General features: G+C 62.2%; 11 protein-coding genes. 6 read left to right on the forward strand and 5 right to left on the reverse strand.

The genetic code is table 11. From position 1 onward, the window contains the following. Nucleotides 1–132: 132 nt before the first annotated feature. Nucleotides 133–681 carry a sterol desaturase family protein gene (locus NMB43_RS13380; protein ID WP_494348665.1) on the forward strand — a complete coding sequence of 183 codons (549 nt, stop codon included), beginning with the start codon at nt 133–135 and terminating at the stop codon, nt 679–681. Between the two features lie 14 nt (nt 682–695). On the opposite strand, the gene NMB43_RS13385 is transcribed toward NMB43_RS13380, so the two are convergent. Further along, on the reverse strand, nt 696–1013 hold the full coding sequence (locus tag NMB43_RS13385) for a DUF1840 domain-containing protein (protein WP_494348666.1): 318 nt from the start codon (nt 1011–1013) through the stop codon (nt 696–698). A gap of 378 nt (nt 1014–1391) precedes the next feature. Between NMB43_RS13385 and NMB43_RS13390 the strand changes: the two genes are divergently transcribed. From NMB43_RS13390 to dctP, 3 genes are all read left to right on the forward strand, one after another. After that, a complete protein-coding gene (locus tag NMB43_RS13390) occupies nt 1392–2843 on the forward strand; it encodes a class I SAM-dependent methyltransferase (protein WP_494348667.1) in 1452 nt (483 codons plus the stop codon). A gap of 35 nt (nt 2844–2878) precedes the next feature. Next, on the forward strand, nt 2879–2998 hold the full coding sequence (locus tag NMB43_RS13395) for a DUF3309 family protein (RefSeq protein WP_494352146.1): 120 nt from the start codon (nt 2879–2881) through the stop codon (nt 2996–2998). A 1183-nt stretch (nt 2999–4181) separates the two neighbouring features. Then, nucleotides 4182–6254 carry a TRAP transporter substrate-binding protein DctP gene (gene dctP, locus NMB43_RS13400; RefSeq protein ID WP_494348668.1) on the forward strand — a complete coding sequence of 691 codons (2073 nt, stop codon included), beginning with the start codon at nt 4182–4184 and terminating at the stop codon, nt 6252–6254. 319 nt (nt 6255–6573) lie between these two features. On the opposite strand, the gene NMB43_RS13405 is transcribed toward dctP, so the two are convergent. The 4 genes from NMB43_RS13405 to NMB43_RS13420 all read right to left on the reverse strand — a co-directional run bounded on the left by NMB43_RS13405 (nt 6574) and on the right by NMB43_RS13420 (nt 12455). Then, nucleotides 6574–8331 carry a dipeptide ABC transporter ATP-binding protein gene (locus tag NMB43_RS13405; protein ID WP_494348669.1) on the reverse strand — a complete coding sequence of 586 codons (1758 nt, stop codon included), beginning with the start codon at nt 8329–8331 and terminating at the stop codon, nt 6574–6576. A gap of 22 nt (nt 8332–8353) precedes the next feature. Further along, nucleotides 8354–9490, reverse strand: coding sequence for an ABC transporter permease (locus tag NMB43_RS13410; RefSeq protein WP_494348670.1), 1137 nt, complete (start codon nt 9488–9490; stop codon nt 8354–8356). Beyond that, nucleotides 9490–10428, reverse strand: coding sequence for an ABC transporter permease (locus NMB43_RS13415; RefSeq protein WP_494348671.1), 939 nt, complete (start codon nt 10426–10428; stop codon nt 9490–9492). The genes NMB43_RS13410 and NMB43_RS13415 overlap by 1 nt, the downstream gene beginning before the upstream one ends. Before the next feature lie 113 nt (nt 10429–10541). Next, on the reverse strand, nt 10542–12455 hold the full coding sequence (locus NMB43_RS13420; protein WP_494348672.1) for an ABC transporter substrate-binding protein: 1914 nt from the start codon (nt 12453–12455) through the stop codon (nt 10542–10544). Nucleotides 12456–12861: 406 nt separating this feature from the next. Between NMB43_RS13420 and NMB43_RS13425 the strand changes: the two genes are divergently transcribed. Both NMB43_RS13425 and NMB43_RS13430 read left to right on the forward strand, forming a co-directional pair. Beyond that, nucleotides 12862–13893, forward strand: a complete 1032-nt coding sequence (locus NMB43_RS13425) for an HD domain-containing phosphohydrolase (protein WP_494348673.1) — start codon at nt 12862–12864, stop codon at nt 13891–13893. Nucleotides 13894–13907: 14 nt separating this feature from the next. Next, nucleotides 13908–17024 (forward strand): ATP-binding protein, encoded by a 3117-nt coding sequence (locus NMB43_RS13430; RefSeq protein WP_494348674.1) that lies wholly within the window; start codon nt 13908–13910, stop codon nt 17022–17024. Nucleotides 17025–17051: the final 27 nt, after the last annotated feature.

The following is a 17051-nucleotide window of genomic DNA, read 5'->3' on the forward strand; positions in this document are numbered from 1 at the left end:
GTTTAGGAAGTTCAGCATACGCCGTATGTTCGCTAGCGCACAGATCAGGGGATTTTGCTCGCGCTACCCTTGGAGCAGCGCGGCCCTGTGTGGCTGATCTGCAGCTGACAAGGCTCACGCGAAAGGACGCACATGACAATGTTCTCGCTCGAGCACGGCCGGGCCGCCTACTGGGCCGACTTCGCGCTGTACGGCGTCGCCATCGTGCTGCTGACTGCCTTTTTGTGGGTCGCGGCACCCCTCGATCTGCGCATGTCCATCGCGCTCCATACCTTGCTCGGTCTGGGGAGCTGGAGTGGCATCGAGTACGCCTTCCACCGCTTCGTACTGCATGGTGTGCCGCCCTTTAGCCGCTGGCATGCCGAGCACCATCATCGCCCTCACGCATTGATCTGTACGCCGACCCTATTCAGTGCCGGCCTGATCGCGACCCTGGTTCTCCTGCCGGCGACTCTGCTGACCGATCTGTGGCGTGCCGGTGGACTGACGCTGGGCGTGCTGAGCGGCTACTTCGTCTATTCCGTCACGCATCACGCCATCCACCATTGGCATGCCCGCAGCGCATGGTTGAGACAGCGCAAGCTATGGCACGCGCAACATCATCGCCTTGTCGGCGACACGGGTCACTACGGGGTGACGAGTGCGTTCTGGGATCACGTCCTGGGCAGCGCACGCAGTTAAGGCGTGTGGGACAGCTAAGTACCCCAGGTGACGGGCACCTTGTCCGCCAGCGATCGCTTCAGTAGCTCCAGCACAGGCAGACTGCGCTGATGGAAGCTGATGACCGGCTCACGCTCTCGATCCAAAGGCTGCTCGCTTCGCCTACAGATCTGCAGCACGACGTCAGCATCGATTGCCGCCTGCAATCGAGCGATCGCCTCTGGAAGCTGCGCCACGGTCACGATGCCCTGAGCGGCCTCGGTGTCCTTGTGCAGTACTGCCAGCATGTCCTTACCGTTCTTCTCCAGGGTGATCACATCACCGCTCGCTGCAGATGTGAAGACGATCAACATGATGATGCCTCCCCTCAATGTTCCTCAGGAACAAAGTAAGCGCGCATCGCAGGGAAAGCGCGATGCGGCGCGGTCACCTGCATGAACACCCAGGCAGGCGGCTACCACCGTCAACGATGCTACGCGCCGCATGCTTCCGGTCTGTTCGCTGGCACACACATCTGCTGTCTGCCTAGGAGCCTTTGCAGGGAGTTCCGTGGGGATGAATCGGTCGTTGGCAGACGGAACATCGTCATGGGCCTGTGTGCGCCAGCAGACAGTCACCGCACGAAACAGGGGCGATGATTTCGCTGCAGATCCTCCCTTGGTGCCCTGCACGTCTCCCCAGCGTGGTGTTGCTGCGCCATTGCACCATCGTTCAACTGGAGCGCTGTATCCATGAGCAAACTCAGAGCCGAATTGCCAAGCAGCCTGGTTTCCCCCTCGGCCGCCCCCCTGCGACATAGCGTAGCGGCGACGCTGGATGACGCGCGGCAGGTTGGGCCGTCAGTGAACAGCCTGACAGTCGATCTGCTGCAGCATCTGTTCCAGCGTTTTGACGGATGCCTGGTGGTACGCCTGTGGGACGGTACTTCGCGCCGCCTCGGCGCGCATGCCCTGCAGGAGTTGCGCGCGCCATTCACCTTGGTGCTGAAGCATCCAGGCGTGCTGCGCATGTTGCTCCTCGGACGCGACCCCCTGCGCTGGGCGGACGCTTATTTCCGGGGCGACCTCGAGGTCGAGGGAGACTTCTTTGCGGCACTCCGCATGAAGGACTACCTCAGCGGACTGAAACTCTCTGCGCGCGACGCCCTGCGCGCCCTGTTCAACATACTGCGTCTGCCACGCACCGGCGGGCAGACTGCGGATGTAGCACCGCGCTACGCGAACGAGGTCAGACTGCACTCGCGCTCCGAAAACGATGGCGCCATCCAGTTCCACTACGACATATCGAACGCGTTCTACGCACAATGGCTGGATGAATCCATGGTGTATTCCTGCGCCTACTTCGAGCAGGCGGACGACTCCCTGGAGGATGCACAGACGGCCAAACTGGACCACATCTGTCGCAAGCTCATGCTCAAGCCGGGTGAGTCCTTTCTCGATGTCGGCTGCGGCTGGGGTGCGCTGGTCATTCACGCCGCGCGCCACTATGGCGTCCTGGCGCACGGCATCACGCTCAGTCGGGCGCAGCTCGCACTCGCGCGGCAGCGCATCGCCGACGCAGGCCTGTGCATGGTGGCGAGCGTCTCCTTGTGTGACTACCGCGACTTACCCACCACGCGTCTGTATGACAAGGTCGCCAGCGTCGGCATGTTCGAGCACGTGGGCCTCAGCAATCTGCCCTTGTACTTCGCCAGCATTGCCCGTGTGCTCAAGCCCGGTGGGCTGTTCCTCAACCACGGCATCACCCATGACGTCGAGGGCTGGAAAGCGACACCGCACGCCCGGTTCATCAATCGCTATGTGTTCCCCGACGGACAGCTCGATACCATCAGCAACATCCAGCGTCACATGGAACACGCAGGCTTCGAAATCGCAGATGTAGAAGCACTGCGCAGCCACTACGCATTCACCTTGAGGCATTGGGTGGCTAGGCTGGAAGCGAATCACGACGAAATCCTGCGCCATGTCAGCGAGTCGACCTTCCGCGTGTGGCGCCTCTATATGGCCGCCTGTGCACTGGACTTCGAGTCCGGCACCACCGGCATCTACCAAGTCCTCTCCTGCAAGCGCACCGCGCGCGGCAACGTCCTGCCGCTGACCCGCCGGCACCTCTACCCACCGTCTCCCCGCCACGAGGAGCCGCTCTCTCAAGCACGAAGCACCCGACAAAGGAGTTCATCATGAGCTTGGGCACAATACTGTTGATCGTACTGGTCCTTATGCTGGTCGGTGCCATACCGACCTGGCCGCACAGCCAAAGCTGGGGCTATCTACCCAGTTCAGGCCTGGGTTTGGTCGTACTGGTCCTGGTGGTACTCATGCTCATGGGGCGGCTCTGAGGCCAGCAACGACGTTCGAAACGCCAGCGGGCGCCCACTCCCCGGCAGGCGACAAGCACGAATCAAGAGAATTCCGGAGAAATTCCCGGATTTGGCTTGTTCTTAACGACCGCGGCTTGTGCTTCGCTTGCGGAGTGACATGCCCCACCAGACGTAACAATAAATGGCTAGGAAGGGTCCCCGTCGGCCGATTGCGAAATACGTTAGTAGGGAGCTTATAACCCTAAAGGCAGAAGACCATCCCGGACGTTTGTGTGAGCGCAGCTTATGCTAAGCCACTGTACGGTTTGAGGCTCCGTGTCGGCTGGCCAGGGATGGCCTCAAGCTTGCCGCGTACGCGACCTGAAAACGCAGCGGAATGACGATGACCTCTCGAATGAGTATGCCTTTAGCATTCCACTCAAGAATACGCTGGAAGGCACGCAATCGGCTAATACTTGCGATGCCTCCCCCAGTGCGACTTGTCATGTTCTGTACGCCCCGTATCCCTCCATCTTCCGAGAGATGCTCCTACCGCACCAGCAGCCTGCCCAAACTGGCGTAAAGAGCAGACTCGGCTTTGGAGTCTGTCTTCTACCCTTGCAATCCTGCCGCTCGCTAATGACCGCGACGCATTCGCTTTCTTGGAAGCGCTAGGTTGCTGCTCCGCCTTGCTTACGATGAAGACAAGCAATGCAGGCCTCAAAAGAGCACACAAACTAGTCACTATCAATCACTTAAAACAACGCTGCCAACAGTCGGGCTTATTCAAGCAGGAACTCTCACCTTACACGTCAATCCAGGAGGGAACTTTCAGGTGATGAGGTCCAGTGGTTTCAGCTTATGGTGATGAGACGACCCGCAACCTATTGATCCGTCAGCGATCAGACTTTCATCTGATGTGCAAACCCACACCCACAGCGCCTGCCCAGCAAGGAATCGGCACCGCCGAAGGGGCGTAACACTTGTTTGCGAGCGCCTTTGCGCCCAAAAAGGCAAGCCATTCAAGGGCGTGCCGAAGCCTCGCAAGATAAACGCTTAATTTCACCCGCCTCGGGGAAGCCCGGGCCTAAAGCCCTTACTGCCAGGGCCGTTATCCCTCTCGTCACCCGCACGCCCAGGCAACAAGAACCCAGGCCTACGGGAAACACCTTAGGTCAGTCCGTACTGATCATTTGAGTCTGCTGTCCGCTGGAGAAATGGGATGACCATTACGCGCAAGATCGTCCTCCTGATCGCCGTCGCGCTGATCACTTGCTGTCTGGTTTACGTCGCTGCGATTTCGGGCGTGTCGCGAGGCGCCATGACCGCCATCGCCGGGGCCGGCCTGCTCATCATCGCGGGCTTGGGCTACTACATGTGGCGCTCGATCGTCGGGCCCCTGATCGAGGTACGGGAAGCGATCTCCCAGGCGGCGGACAAGCTGGACTTCACCGCCTCCTTCAAGAGCGAGTCGGCCGATGAGTTGTCGCAGATCCTCACCGCCTACGATCGCCTGCTCAACCGACTGCGCAGCAGCTTCACCGAGATCCAGAACTCCACCGCGCAGATGCTGGAGATGACCGAGGAGGTGGATCGCTCTTCGCGCAAGATCGCGCGCAACTCCCAAATCCAGAGCGATGCCTCGTCCAATATGGCCGCAGCCGTGGAAGAGATGACCGTCAGCATCACCGTGGTGTCGCAACAGGCCAAGGACGCCAGCGACCTCACCAAGACCTCGCAGGGCATCGCCGACCACAGCGCTGGCGTGATCCTGTCGACCGTGTCCGGTATCCAGACCATCTCCGAATCGGTGCGCGACGCAGCTACCAAGATCAAGGCCCTGCGCGACGACTGCGACAGCATCTCTTCGGTGGCCAACATGATCCGCGACATCGCGGACCAGACCAACCTGCTGGCGCTGAATGCCGCCATCGAGGCTGCCCGCGCGGGTGAACAGGGCCGTGGCTTCGCCGTGGTGGCCGACGAGGTGCGCAAGCTGGCCGAGCGCACGGCCAAGTCGACACATGAGATCACCAGCCTGGTCACCCGCATGCAGGAGAGCGCCAAGCTCGCGGTGGAAGGCATGAGCAGCACGGAACGCGCGGTCGACGAAGGCGTGGTCAATGCGCGTCAGGCCGGAGATTCGATCGAGCAGATCAAGGACGGCTCCACCTCGACCGCCGCCGTCGTGGAGGACATTTCAGGCGCGATCCGCGAGCAGCAGGTGGCCAGCACGGAGATTGCCAAGAACATCGAGCAGATCGCGCAGATGAGTGAGCAGAACTCCAGCGCGGCCTCCGACTCGGCCACCGCGGTCGGACGCATCTCGCAGGTGTCGCGCGAGATCGCGCTGGCCCTATCGGCCTACAAGGTCGACAACGGGCCGCAGAAGATCGAACTGCGCGTGGCCGACATCCAGGGCGATGACTTCCCTGGTGTGCGTGCCTTGCGTGACATGGGCAAGATGCTGGAGGAACGCACCCAGGGCCGCATCCGCCTGCGCGTGTTCTCGGGCGGCTCCTTCGGATCAGAGAAGGAAGCCATGGAGCAATGCAAGGCTGGCGCACTGGACATGGCCCGCTTCATGATCTCCAACCTGAACAAGGACTGCCCGGAAACGGTCGTGCCCACCCTGCCCTTCCTGTTCCGCTCCACCGACCACATGCAGCGGGCCATGGACAGTGCCGCCGGTGCGGAGATCCTCGCCTCCTGCGAACCCGGGGGCTACGTGGGCCTGGCCTTCTTCGACAGCGGCGCACGCTCCATCTACGCCAACAAGCCAATCAAGTCACTGGCCGATGTGCGCGACCTCAAGCTACGCGTGCCGCAATCCGACCTGTGGATCGCCGTGGCAAATGCCATGGGCGCGCGCGCCACGCCGATGTCGTTGGACGAAATCGTGGCCGGCCAGCGCATGGGGCTGGTCGAAGCGGCGGAGAACAACCTGCCCTCCTATGACGGCTTCAAGCACAACGATTTGTTCAAGTACTTTTGCTTCACTGAGCACTCGATGGCGCCGGACATCCTGGTCTTCTCCAAGAAGAAATGGGACACCCTCAACGCCGAAGACCAGCAACTCATCCGCGACATTGCACGTGAAACCATGGCTCGCCAGCGTCGTTACTGGGTCGAGCGGGAGGACGCGGCACGCAAGTCGGTCACCGCTTCGGGCACCTCCTTCATCACCAGCGTCGACAAGCAATCCTTCCAGAACGCGATGCGCCCGGTCTACGACAAGTTCGTGGTCAACGAAAAGCAGCGCAGCCTGCTCAAAGCCATTCAGAACATGAAGTAGAAGCACCCCCAAGTAATGGACGAAGCCGGCGCAAGCCGGCTTTTTTTGGGTCCCTATACAAGCATGAGCAAAGCGCGCGGTACTCGAGCGTAGTGCCGGGGGCGGGTAGATCCAGCGCCGCACACTCCGCTCTTCGACGGCGCGGTCAGTAGCACTCCGGCGAAGCACTGGCTCTGGCAAACCGGCAGGCCATGCGGAGGGAGGTTCTCGGCAAGCACCGCGAACGGCTAAGCAGCACCAACCGTCTGCCTGCCATGCACGACGCACAAAAAAAAACCGCAGACCGAGGTCTGCGGTTTTCCATGCCTGCGAAGATGGCTTAGGCAACAGCCTTCGAACCTTCTTCCTGCACGTAGCGGTGACGATTCACGATCCGCTTGTCGCGCGGATGGGTACCCGGCACGGCCGAGATCAGCGCCTTCGTGTAGGGGTGCTCCGGCGTCGAACAGATCTTCATCGCTTCGCCGGTCTCCACGATCTGGCCCTTGTACATCACGGCCACGCGATCGCAGAAGTAACGGATCACGCCGATGTCGTGACTGATCAGGATGTAGCTCAGCTTCAGCTTGTCCTGCAGGTCCAACAGCAGATCCAGCACTTGCGAACGCAGGGTCACGTCCAGCGCCGAAGTTGCTTCGTCGGCGATGATCAGACGCGGGTTCAAGGCCAGGGCACGGGCGATACCGATACGCTGGCGCTGACCGCCCGAGAAAGCGTGCGGATAGCGCTCCATCGCCTGCGGCGGCAAGCCCACGAGGCCCAGCAAGTCGGCCACGCGGTTCTTGAGTTCCACGCCCTTGGCCAGGCCAGCCACCAGCAGCGGCTCACCCACGATCTGACCCACCGTCATGCGGGGGTTCAGAGACGCGAACGGATCCTGGAACACCATGCGCATTTCGCGGTGCACCTGGCGCAGTTGGCCGGTCTTGGCCTTGGCCAGATCCATGATGCGTCCATCCGCCATCTTGAACAGGATTTCACCGCCCGTCGTCGGCAGCACACGGATCAGGCAGTTGCCCATCGTGGTCTTGCCGGAGCCCGACTCACCCACGATACCCATGTTCTCGCCTTCGAACAGATCCAGCGACACGTTGTCCAGAGCCTTGAACGGCGCGGAAGCCTTGCCACCCATGAAGCTCTTGCGACCGGGGTAGATCTTCGACAGGCCACGGATCTCGAGCAGCTTGCGGTCCGTCACCGTGGAGGTGCGGGCCTTGCGGGCCGAGGTTTCCAGCTTACGCACGGAGTCGATCAGACGACCGGTGTACTCATGCTGCGAGTTGTAGAAAATCTGTTCAGCCGGTCCGAATTCGAGCAGCTTGCCGTTCTGCATCACGCCGATTTCGTCGGCGATCTCGGCCACCACCCCCATGTCATGGGTGATGAACAGCACGGACATGCCGTAGGCCTGTTGCAGCTCCTTGATCAGGAACAGGATTTCGGCCTGCGTCGTCACGTCCAGCGCAGTGGTCGGCTCGTCAGCGATCAGGATCTTCGGGTTGCAGGCCAGGGCCATGGCGATCATGGCGCGCTGACGCATACCACCCGAATACTCGAAGGTGTACTTGTCGACCGCGACAGCCGGGTTGGGAATTTCTACCCGACGCAGCAGCTCGATCGCACGGCTACGGGCTTCTTCCTTGTCGACCGCCTGGTGCAGCAGGATGGCTTCGGAGATCTGGCTGCCGATCGTGTGGATCGGCGACAGCGAGGTCATCGGCTCCTGGAAGATCATGGAGATCTCGTGGCCACGGATGGCCCGGATTTCCTTGCTGCGCGGATGCAGCTTGGCCAAGTCTTGCCCTTGCGGGAAGGCCGGGTTGCCGTAGTACATGACGCTGCCGCCCATGATCTTGCCGGGCACATCGACGATCTGCATGATCGAGCGCGCAGTCACACTCTTGCCAGAGCCCGACTCGCCCACGATACAGAGCGTCTTGCCGCGCTGCATCTTGAAGCTGACATCGTCGACCGCACGCACGGCCTTCTCGCCCGTACCGAAGTGCGTTTCCAGGTTGCGCACGTCCAGAATCACGTCGCTAGACGGCGTCGCAATCACTTTTTCAGGTGTATTCACTTTTTCAACCTATTCCAGAAACTTAGTGCGAGTACGGGTCAGCCGCGTCACGCAGACCGTCACCCATGAAGTTCAGGGCCAGCACCGAAGCAACCACCATCGCTCCAGGCAGGAACAGCCAGGGGGCGGCAGAGATCGAACGGATGTTCTGCGCTTCCTTGAGCAGCACGCCCCAACTGATGGCCGGCGGCTGCAGGCCCAGCCCCAGGAACGAGAGCGAGGTCTCGGACAGGATCATCATCGGGATTGCCAGCGTCACCGCAGCGATGATGTGCGAAGCCAGCGAGGGCAGCATGTGGCGGAAGATCACGCGCCACTCGCTGCAACCGTCCAGTTGCGCAGCCACCACGAACACTTCACTACGCAGGGCCAGGAAGCGGCCGCGAACCACGCGGGCGAGCTGCGTCCAACCGATCAACGAGATGATGACCGTGATCGCCAAGTACTGGTAATGCGGCGGCCAGTTCTTGGGCAGCGCGGAGGCCAAAGCCAGCCAGATCGGGATGGTCGGCAGAGAGATGATGTACTCGATGACGCGCTGGATGACCCAGTCGATCTTGCCGCCGTAGTAGCCCGAGATCCCCCCCAGGATGATGCCCAGCACCACGCTGATCGCCACGCCGAACAGACCCAGCGACAGCGTGTAGCGCGCACCGTAGATCACGCGTGACAACAGGTCACGGCCCAGACGGTCGGAGCCAGCAACGTAGAAGCGCTCACCGTGGTTCTTCGGGCCGAACAGGTGCAGATCGGTCTCGAACAGCCACAGCATCTTGTACTCGTGACCACGGGCCAAGAACTCAAGCTCGATCTTGCGACCACCATCCAGCACGTACTTCGGTGCCAGCGTCTCGGGATCACGCGTCAGCAAGTAGGCGTCGGCGTGAGGATTGAACGACCAGTTCTCGTCGAAGAAGTGCACCGCTTGCGGCGGATGGAACACGGTCTTCTTGTCGGCCTGTTCGGGGTCAAAGGGAGCCAGGAACTCGGCAAACAACGCCACGAAGTAGAGGGCGAACACGAACCACATGCTGACCAGAGCCAGCCTGTGCTTCTTGAAGCGCATCCACATCAGAGTCCATTGCGAGGCGTATTCAATGCCGCCACGCAGGTTCGCCATGTTTACCGTGGCGGCGGGTGCAATAGGTGTAGTGCTCATTATTCGAACCGGATGCGAGGATCAAGGATAACCAGGAGGATGTCGGAGAGCAGCGAACCAATCACCGTCATCAGGCAGAGGAGAAGCAGGAATGCGCCAGACAGATAGATGTCCTGGGACATCAGGGCCTGGTACAGCATCGGACCCGCAGTCGGCAGGTTCAGCACGATGGAGGTAATCACCGCGCCCGACACCAAGTGGGGCAGAATCCACGCAATGGTCGACACGAACGGGTTCAGCGCAATACGCACGGGATAACGCATCAGCAACTTAACTTCAGTCAAGCCCTTGGCGCGCGCAGTCACCACGTAAGGCATGTGAAGTTGGTCGATCAGATTGGCGCGCATGATACGGATCAGGCTGGCGGTGGATGCCGCGCCGAGGATGAACATCGGAATCCACAGGTGATCCATCAGGTCGCCGGCACGTGCCCACGACCACGGGGCATTTTGAAACTCGGGCGAGAACAGGCCGGTCACATCCAGACCCCAGTACTTCACGCCCAGGAACATCAGCACCAGGGCGATCAGGAAGTTGGGGATCGCAAGGCCGATGAAACCGACGAAAGTGAAAAAGTAGTCGAAGATCGAGTAGCGATCGACGGCGGAATAGATACCGATCGGCAGTGCGATGGCCCAGGTCAGGATCAGACTGGCAATCGACAGGATCAGCGTGAGGCCCATGCGCTCACCGATCAGTTGGGAAACCGGGCTTTGCCACTCGAAGGAGTAGCCGAAGTCACCCTGCACCACACCCCAGATCCAGTTCCAGTACTGCACCAGCAAGGGCTGATCCAGACCGAAACGGCGACGCATATCCTCCATCATCGCCGCATCGACGGTTTCACCCGAGGCAGCAAGCGATGCCGCATAGCTATCCACAAAGTCGCCAGGCGGTAGCTGAATCAGAACAAAGACTGTCAGCGATACCAGGAACATGAATGGAATCGCCGACAACATGCGTCTAAAGATGTATGAAAGCACGGTGTAACTCTCTTAAACGTTGCCGCTTGAAAAATCCCGGGGGCCGGGGCCCCCGGGGGTGAAACTACTTACTTGGCGAAGAACCACTGCTGCAGCAGCGTGGGACCCGGCGTCGGATAGGTCCAGCCCGACGGCATCTTTTCGTAGACGTTCTGCAGGTTGGCCTTGCGGATACCGGTCTCGAGGGCCGGGCGCACGGTGCCGATGATCTCGAACTCGTCAGCCGCGATCTGCAGGATTTCCTTGAACAGGCGATCCGCTTCGGTTGCGCTGGTCGCCACTTGCCACTGGTCGTACAGGGCCATGCGCTTCTTCATCGAGGCGTTCGGCTCAATACCCTGCTTGCCGTTGGACAGGTACCACTTGGTCCATTCCAGGCTCATGCGGGACTCCAGCGGGTGCATCGCGACGTAACCACGCGGGTTCAGGGTGGCGTCCATGCCGCCCGGGAACACGTCGACGGAGATGTCGTAGTTGTTGCCGGTAGCGCGGTCGTAGAACAGCGAGCGCTCGGAGGTCTGGATGACCAGTTCGATGCCGATCTTCTGCCACTGCTTGCGGATCAGTTCCAGAACTTCGATGTTGGCAGCCTGCTGGATCATGACGATCGCGCCGATGGAGACGCGACCACCATCCGGATACAGACGGAAGCCATCGGAGTCACGCTTGGAGAGGCCCAGCTTGTCCAGGATCTCGTTCGCGCCCTTGACGTCGTAGTTCAGGTACTGCTCACCCAGCTTCTGGTTGTACCACTTGGATTGCTTCAGCGGACCGCTCTGCCACGGCGCAGCTTGGCCGAGGTAGACGATGTCGTTGATTTCCTTGCGGTCGATACCCAGCGACAGGGCCTGACGGAAGTCGTGCTGCGTAACCAGCTTGCGCAGCTTTTCGTTCTTCGTCGTCTGGTTGATCCACAGGCCGCTGATGTTGGCGTTCACGTTGGCCGAACCGAAGATCTTGTAGCCGCCCTTCGCCTGGTTCTCAGCCAGCACCGGACGGTTCTGGATGCCCGAGATGTGGCGCAGTTGGAAGTCGAGCTGGCCATTGATGGCGGCCAGCACGATGGTTTCAACTTCGGAGATGATCTGCAGCTGCAGACGGTCGATGTAGGGCAGTTGCTGGCCCTTGGTGTCGACTTGCCAGAAGTACGGGTTGCGCTCCAGCACGACCTTGGTGGCGCTACCGGTGTACGGCTCCTTGATGACCCACGGATCCATCACGGGCTTCTCGGGATTGCCCCAACGCGTCGGGATCTCGATGTCGCCACACTTGTTGCGCATCAGCACGCCCCAGTCCTTGGCGTTGGCCGCCTTGGCCATTTCGTCAGCCTTGGGGTTGTACTTGGGGTGAAACTGCGAGCAGTACTTCTTTTGCCACAGGGTCGCGTGTTGGGCGACCGGGGTGGCCAGCTGTTCCAGGAAGGAGATGTAGGGACCGGCGAACTTGAACTTGACCGTGTAGTCATCCACCTTGGTGACTTCGGCAATCTTGTCCTTGACGACGTAAGCGGCGGGCGGCGAGGTGTAGAACGCCTTGTTGCCAGCCAGATCATTCATGCTGAACAGGATGTCGTCAGCCGTGAAGGGGCTGCCGTCGGACCACTTGGCACCCTTGCGCAGCGTAAACACGTATTCGCTGGCATCCGGGCTGACCGTCCAGCTCTCGGCCAGGTTCGGTTCCACGCCGTTGAAGTCCATGGACCAGCGGGTCAGGCTCTGGTTGCCGACCAGGCGCAGGATGGCGTTATGGTCGCCATTGCCGCGCAGGGCGGTACGCAGGTTTCCACCGTACACCCCGACCTTGTCCACAGGCTTGATGACCTGCGGCTTTTCAGGCAGGCGCTTGTCGACATGTTCCAGCTTCTTCTCTTGCACCAGCTTGTCCAGCATGGGCGCTTGCGTGTACGCGCCCGCCACCGACGGCAGGGACAGCGCAGCCGCAATTGCGGTGAGCGTCAGCATTTGAGAGGGGATTAGCCTCATCGTGTCCTCCTAGGAAAAATGAAACAGCGTAGGTTTTGAACGGCCAGTGTTGTTGTTGGGCTTCGGGTTAACCCCTACTTCCATCATGCTACTACGTGGCTTTGTCATCATACAAGTGCGCGCAAACATCCTACAAGGTCAAATGCATCCGCCTTCTCACTTGCCGATCTATGACGACAAAGGTGCCTGGTGGTCCAAGTGCTCGCCACGATAAACACCACCCGGAACGAGCATCTTGTGAAATGTCAATACGGGCGATCCTCAACGGCGCGGGGTGCACTATTTATGAAGTCAGCAGAAAAATCTATGTGCAGTGCAGCAGAGGTGCACAATCAAGTCTGGCGCGGACTTGCCGATAGCCTCCCGAGGGGGTGCGGGTCTTTGAGGGACGTTTCAAGGAGCTTGGATGATCATTGCCATCGTCGAGGACACGCCGGTCAACCTGGTGGTCATGCAGAGCCTGGTGAAGCGCCTGGGGGACTGTGAGTGCAGCGTCTTCTCCGAACCCGAACAGGGCCTGGCCTGGTGCCTGGAGAACATCCCCGACCTGATCATTGTTGACTACATGATGCCGCGCATGGATGGCATCGAATTCATCCGCCGTTGTCGCGCCACGCAGGCCCTGGCGGACCAGCCGATCCTGATGGTGACGGCGGCAGCCGAGCGCGAGGTGCGCTACGCGGCACTGGAAGCCGGGGCAACCGATTTTCTGACCAAGCCGATCGACAAGAACGAGTTCAACCCGCGCGTGCGCAACATGCTTCGGCTGCGCGCGAGCATGGTGTCGATTGCCCGTCGCGCGGAAGAACTGGACCGCGAAGTCCATGCGGCGACCGAGGAGATTCATCAGCGCGAGCACGAGACCGTGATGCGCCTGGCGCGCGCCGCGGAGTTCCGCGACCCGGAGACCGGGTCCCACATCCAGCGCATGGCACACTTCTCGGCCCTGATCGGGCGCGAGCTGGGCATGGACTCGGAGACCCTCTCCAAGCTGTTGTCCGCGGCGCCGATGCATGACGTCGGCAAGCTCGGCACGCCCGACCACATCCTGCTCAAGCCGGGGCGCCTGACCGACGAGGAGTTGGTGATCATGCGCCAGCATGCGAGCATCGGTTACGAAATCCTCAAGGACTCGAGCTCCCCGGTCCTGCAGATGGCTGCGCAGATCGCCCTGACCCACCATGAGAAGTTCGATGGCAGCGGCTATCCGCATGGCCTGCGCGGTCACGACATCCCACTGATCGGGCGGGCGGTCGCCGTGGCCGACGTGTTCGACGCTCTCACCTCGGATCGCCCCTACAAACCGGCCTGGGATACCGCCCGCGCGCGCAGCTACCTGGAAGCCGGGCGTGGCGGGCATTTCGACCCGGCCTGTGTCGATGCCTTTCTTGGCGTATGGGCAGAAGTCATGCACATTCGCGACACCTATCAAGACTGACCCCAAGCCGGACCATGCCCACCCCCCTGCTTCACCGCTTGCTGCCGGGCAAGCTGCTGCACCAGATCTCGACCATCTTTGTCCTGATCTTTGGTGCTTCGATGCTGCTGTACTCCCTGTACACCGCCAATGCGCAACGCGAAATGACCGAGGCGCACCTGCAGGCCCAGGCCGAAGCCTTGACCAAGGGACTCGCACTGTCCTCGCAGGAGGCCCTGAGCACGGGGGAGGTCTGGTTGCTGCAACCCATGCTGCGCCAGGCGGCCGAGTTCCCCGGCCTGCTGGGGATCGACCTGACCGATCCAGCGGGCATCCTGCTCGCCAGCGTCGCGCGCCAGGGCGACAGCACCGTCCCTGGCCTGCAGGCGGGCTACTCACTCGCCACGCCGGCCTCTGCCGAAGCCGACACACATCGCCTGGGGGTGGTGGATGCGCAGGGCCCCTCGGTGCAGATCGTGGTGTGGGTCCCCATCGGGGAGGAGGCGCAGTTGGGCTGGGTACGCGCCCGCTTCAGTCTTGAACAGGCCGACCGGGTCGCGCGCCATTTCTACCGCGACAGCCTGCTGTCCGGCCTCCTGGTGATCGTGCTGACCTCGCTTGCCTTCTTCCTGTGTCTGCGCCGTCCGCTGCTGAGCCTGCGCGCCGCGTCAGTCTTCGCCGCCCGCCTGGAGCATGCAGACGGCGCGCAAATGCCACTCGACTCCGGCGTGCGGGATATCGACGAATTGGGCCAGGCCCTGAACCGTGCCTCGGCCCGCCTTTACCAGCAGCAGACCACGCTGCGCCAGTCCGAGATGCATTTCCGCAACGTCGTCGAAGGCCTGTCGGAAGTGCTCTTCGAAACCGACGCGGCGCTACGCTTCACCTACCTCAACCCGGCCTGGCAGGCGATCACCCAGCGCGAGGTCGGGGCCTGCCTGGGGCAGCGCGTCAGTGGCCATTTCGTCGAAGAGGAACGGGACACGCTCGATGAACTGCTGGAGCGCGCCTCGCTGGGACAGACCGAGCCCATCCAGGAGCGCTTCCGCCTGCGCGCTGCCGACGGCAGCCTGCGCTGGCTGGAGCTGCGCGCGCGCGCGCGATGCGACGAAGGCGGGCAAGTGATCGGCTTGCTCGGCTCCTGCCGCGATGTCACCCGCCGGGTCACGGCCGAGGAAGCTTTGACGCACCAGCTCCAGTTCGTCGAGCGCTTGGTCGACTGTGTCCCGAACGCCCTTTATGTACGCCACGTGGACGGACGACTCCTGGCCATCAATACCGCGTTCGAGCGTCTGCTGGACGTACGGCGTGAGGCCGTGATCGGCGAGCGCCGCCTGGCCTCCCCGGCCGATCCGCTCCGCCATGCCTGCGAGGACGCCCTGCTGCAGTTCGAGGCGGGCCCGGCAGCCAGCGCCGAACTGACCCTGCACACCGCCCACGGCCCGATCGAGGCGCTGTGCCTCAAAGCGGAGCTGGCCCCGCCGGACACCCATCCGGACGACGCCGCAGCGGGCTTCATCGTGGTGGTGACCGACATCTCCCAGCGCCGCCAGGCCGAGGAGGAGATGCGCCGCGCGCGCGACGCGGCTGAGGCCGCGAGCCAGGCCAAGAGCGATTTCCTGGCCAACATCAGCCACGAAATCCGCACCCCGATGAACGCCATATTGGGCATGACCCAACTGGCCCTGGACACACCGCTCAACGGCGAGCAGCACGAGTACCTGTCCCTGGTGAAGCACTCGGCCGAAAGCCTGCTGACGGTCCTCAACGACCTGCTGGACTTCTCCAAGATCGAAGCTGGCCAACTCACCTACGAGGCCCTTACCTTCTCTCTGTCGGACTGCCTGCACGGCACGGTGGCCACGTTGGCACCGCAGGCCTCGGCCAAGGGGCTGCGCATGGAAGTGGACGTCGCCCCCGAGATGCCCGCCGCCCTCGTCGGCGACGCCGGTCGCCTGCGCCAGATCCTGCTGAACCTGCTGTCGAACGCGATCAAGTTCACCCCGCGCGGCGAAATCCATGTCGTCGCCGATGTGCTGACACACAACCGCGAGCAAACCTGTGTCCGCGTCGCCGTCAGCGACACCGGCATCGGCATCCCACCCGCACAACACGCCACCATCTTCGATGCCTTCGTGCAGGCCGACGGCTCGCACTCGCGCAAGTATGGCGGCACGGGACTGGGTCTCAGCATTGCCGCCCGCCTGGTCGAAGGCATGGGCGGGCGCATCTGGCTGGAAAGCCAGCCCGACCAGGGCAGCACCTTCTTCTTCACCGCCCTGCTGGGAACCGCCGATCCCCAAGCGCCCGCCAGTCCGGCAGCAACGGCAGCCTGGAAGCGCAGCGCAACACCCCTGCATCTGCTGCTGGCCGAGGACAACCCGGTCAACCAGTTGCTGGCCCTGCGCCTGCTCGACAAACTGGGGCACACCGTCGAGATGGTCAGCAATGGCAACGCGGCGGTCGCGGCAGCTCGCAACGGCCGCTATGACGCCATCCTCATGGACGTGCAAATGCCTGAGATGAGCGGCCTCGACGCGACACGCGCCATCCGTGCAGAAGAGGTCGCGCGCGGCGCCCCTGCCACGCCGATCATCGCGATGACGGCCCACGCCATGGCGGGCGACCGCGACCGCTGCCTGGCCGCCGGCATGAATGCCTACCTGACCAAGCCGATCGTGATCGACGCCCTGGTCGACGAGTTGGAGCGCATCGCCCCCGTCCCGCCGGCTGGCGCCGATCCCGCCTGGCAGCTCAGCCCCGCCCTGCCCGAACCCGCCGAGGCCGAAGAAGCAAGCACGCCTTTCGACAAGGCCTGGATGCTGGAGCAAATCGGCGGCGACGAAGAACTGATGCGCGAGGTGATCCGTATCTTCGTCGAGGACTATCCGCGCCTGATCAACAACCTGCGCGAGGGGCTGGCTACGGCGGACTGCAGCGCCGTCCAGTCCGCCGCCCACGCGCTGAAGGGAGCCGTCAGCAACTTCGGTGCGCCGGCCGCCGTGGCTGCATCACTGGCCCTGGAACAGGCCGCCCGGCTCGGCAAGCACGAGCAGTTCGGCAGCCTCGGCGAAACGACCGAGCGCACAGCCGACGCCTTGCTCGCCGCGCTGCGCGAACAGCTCGACGCCAATCACCCCTCGCCGGCCTGAAAAGACAACGGGCACCCACGGTGCCCG

This window comes from Uliginosibacterium sangjuense, from assembly GCF_059132465.1.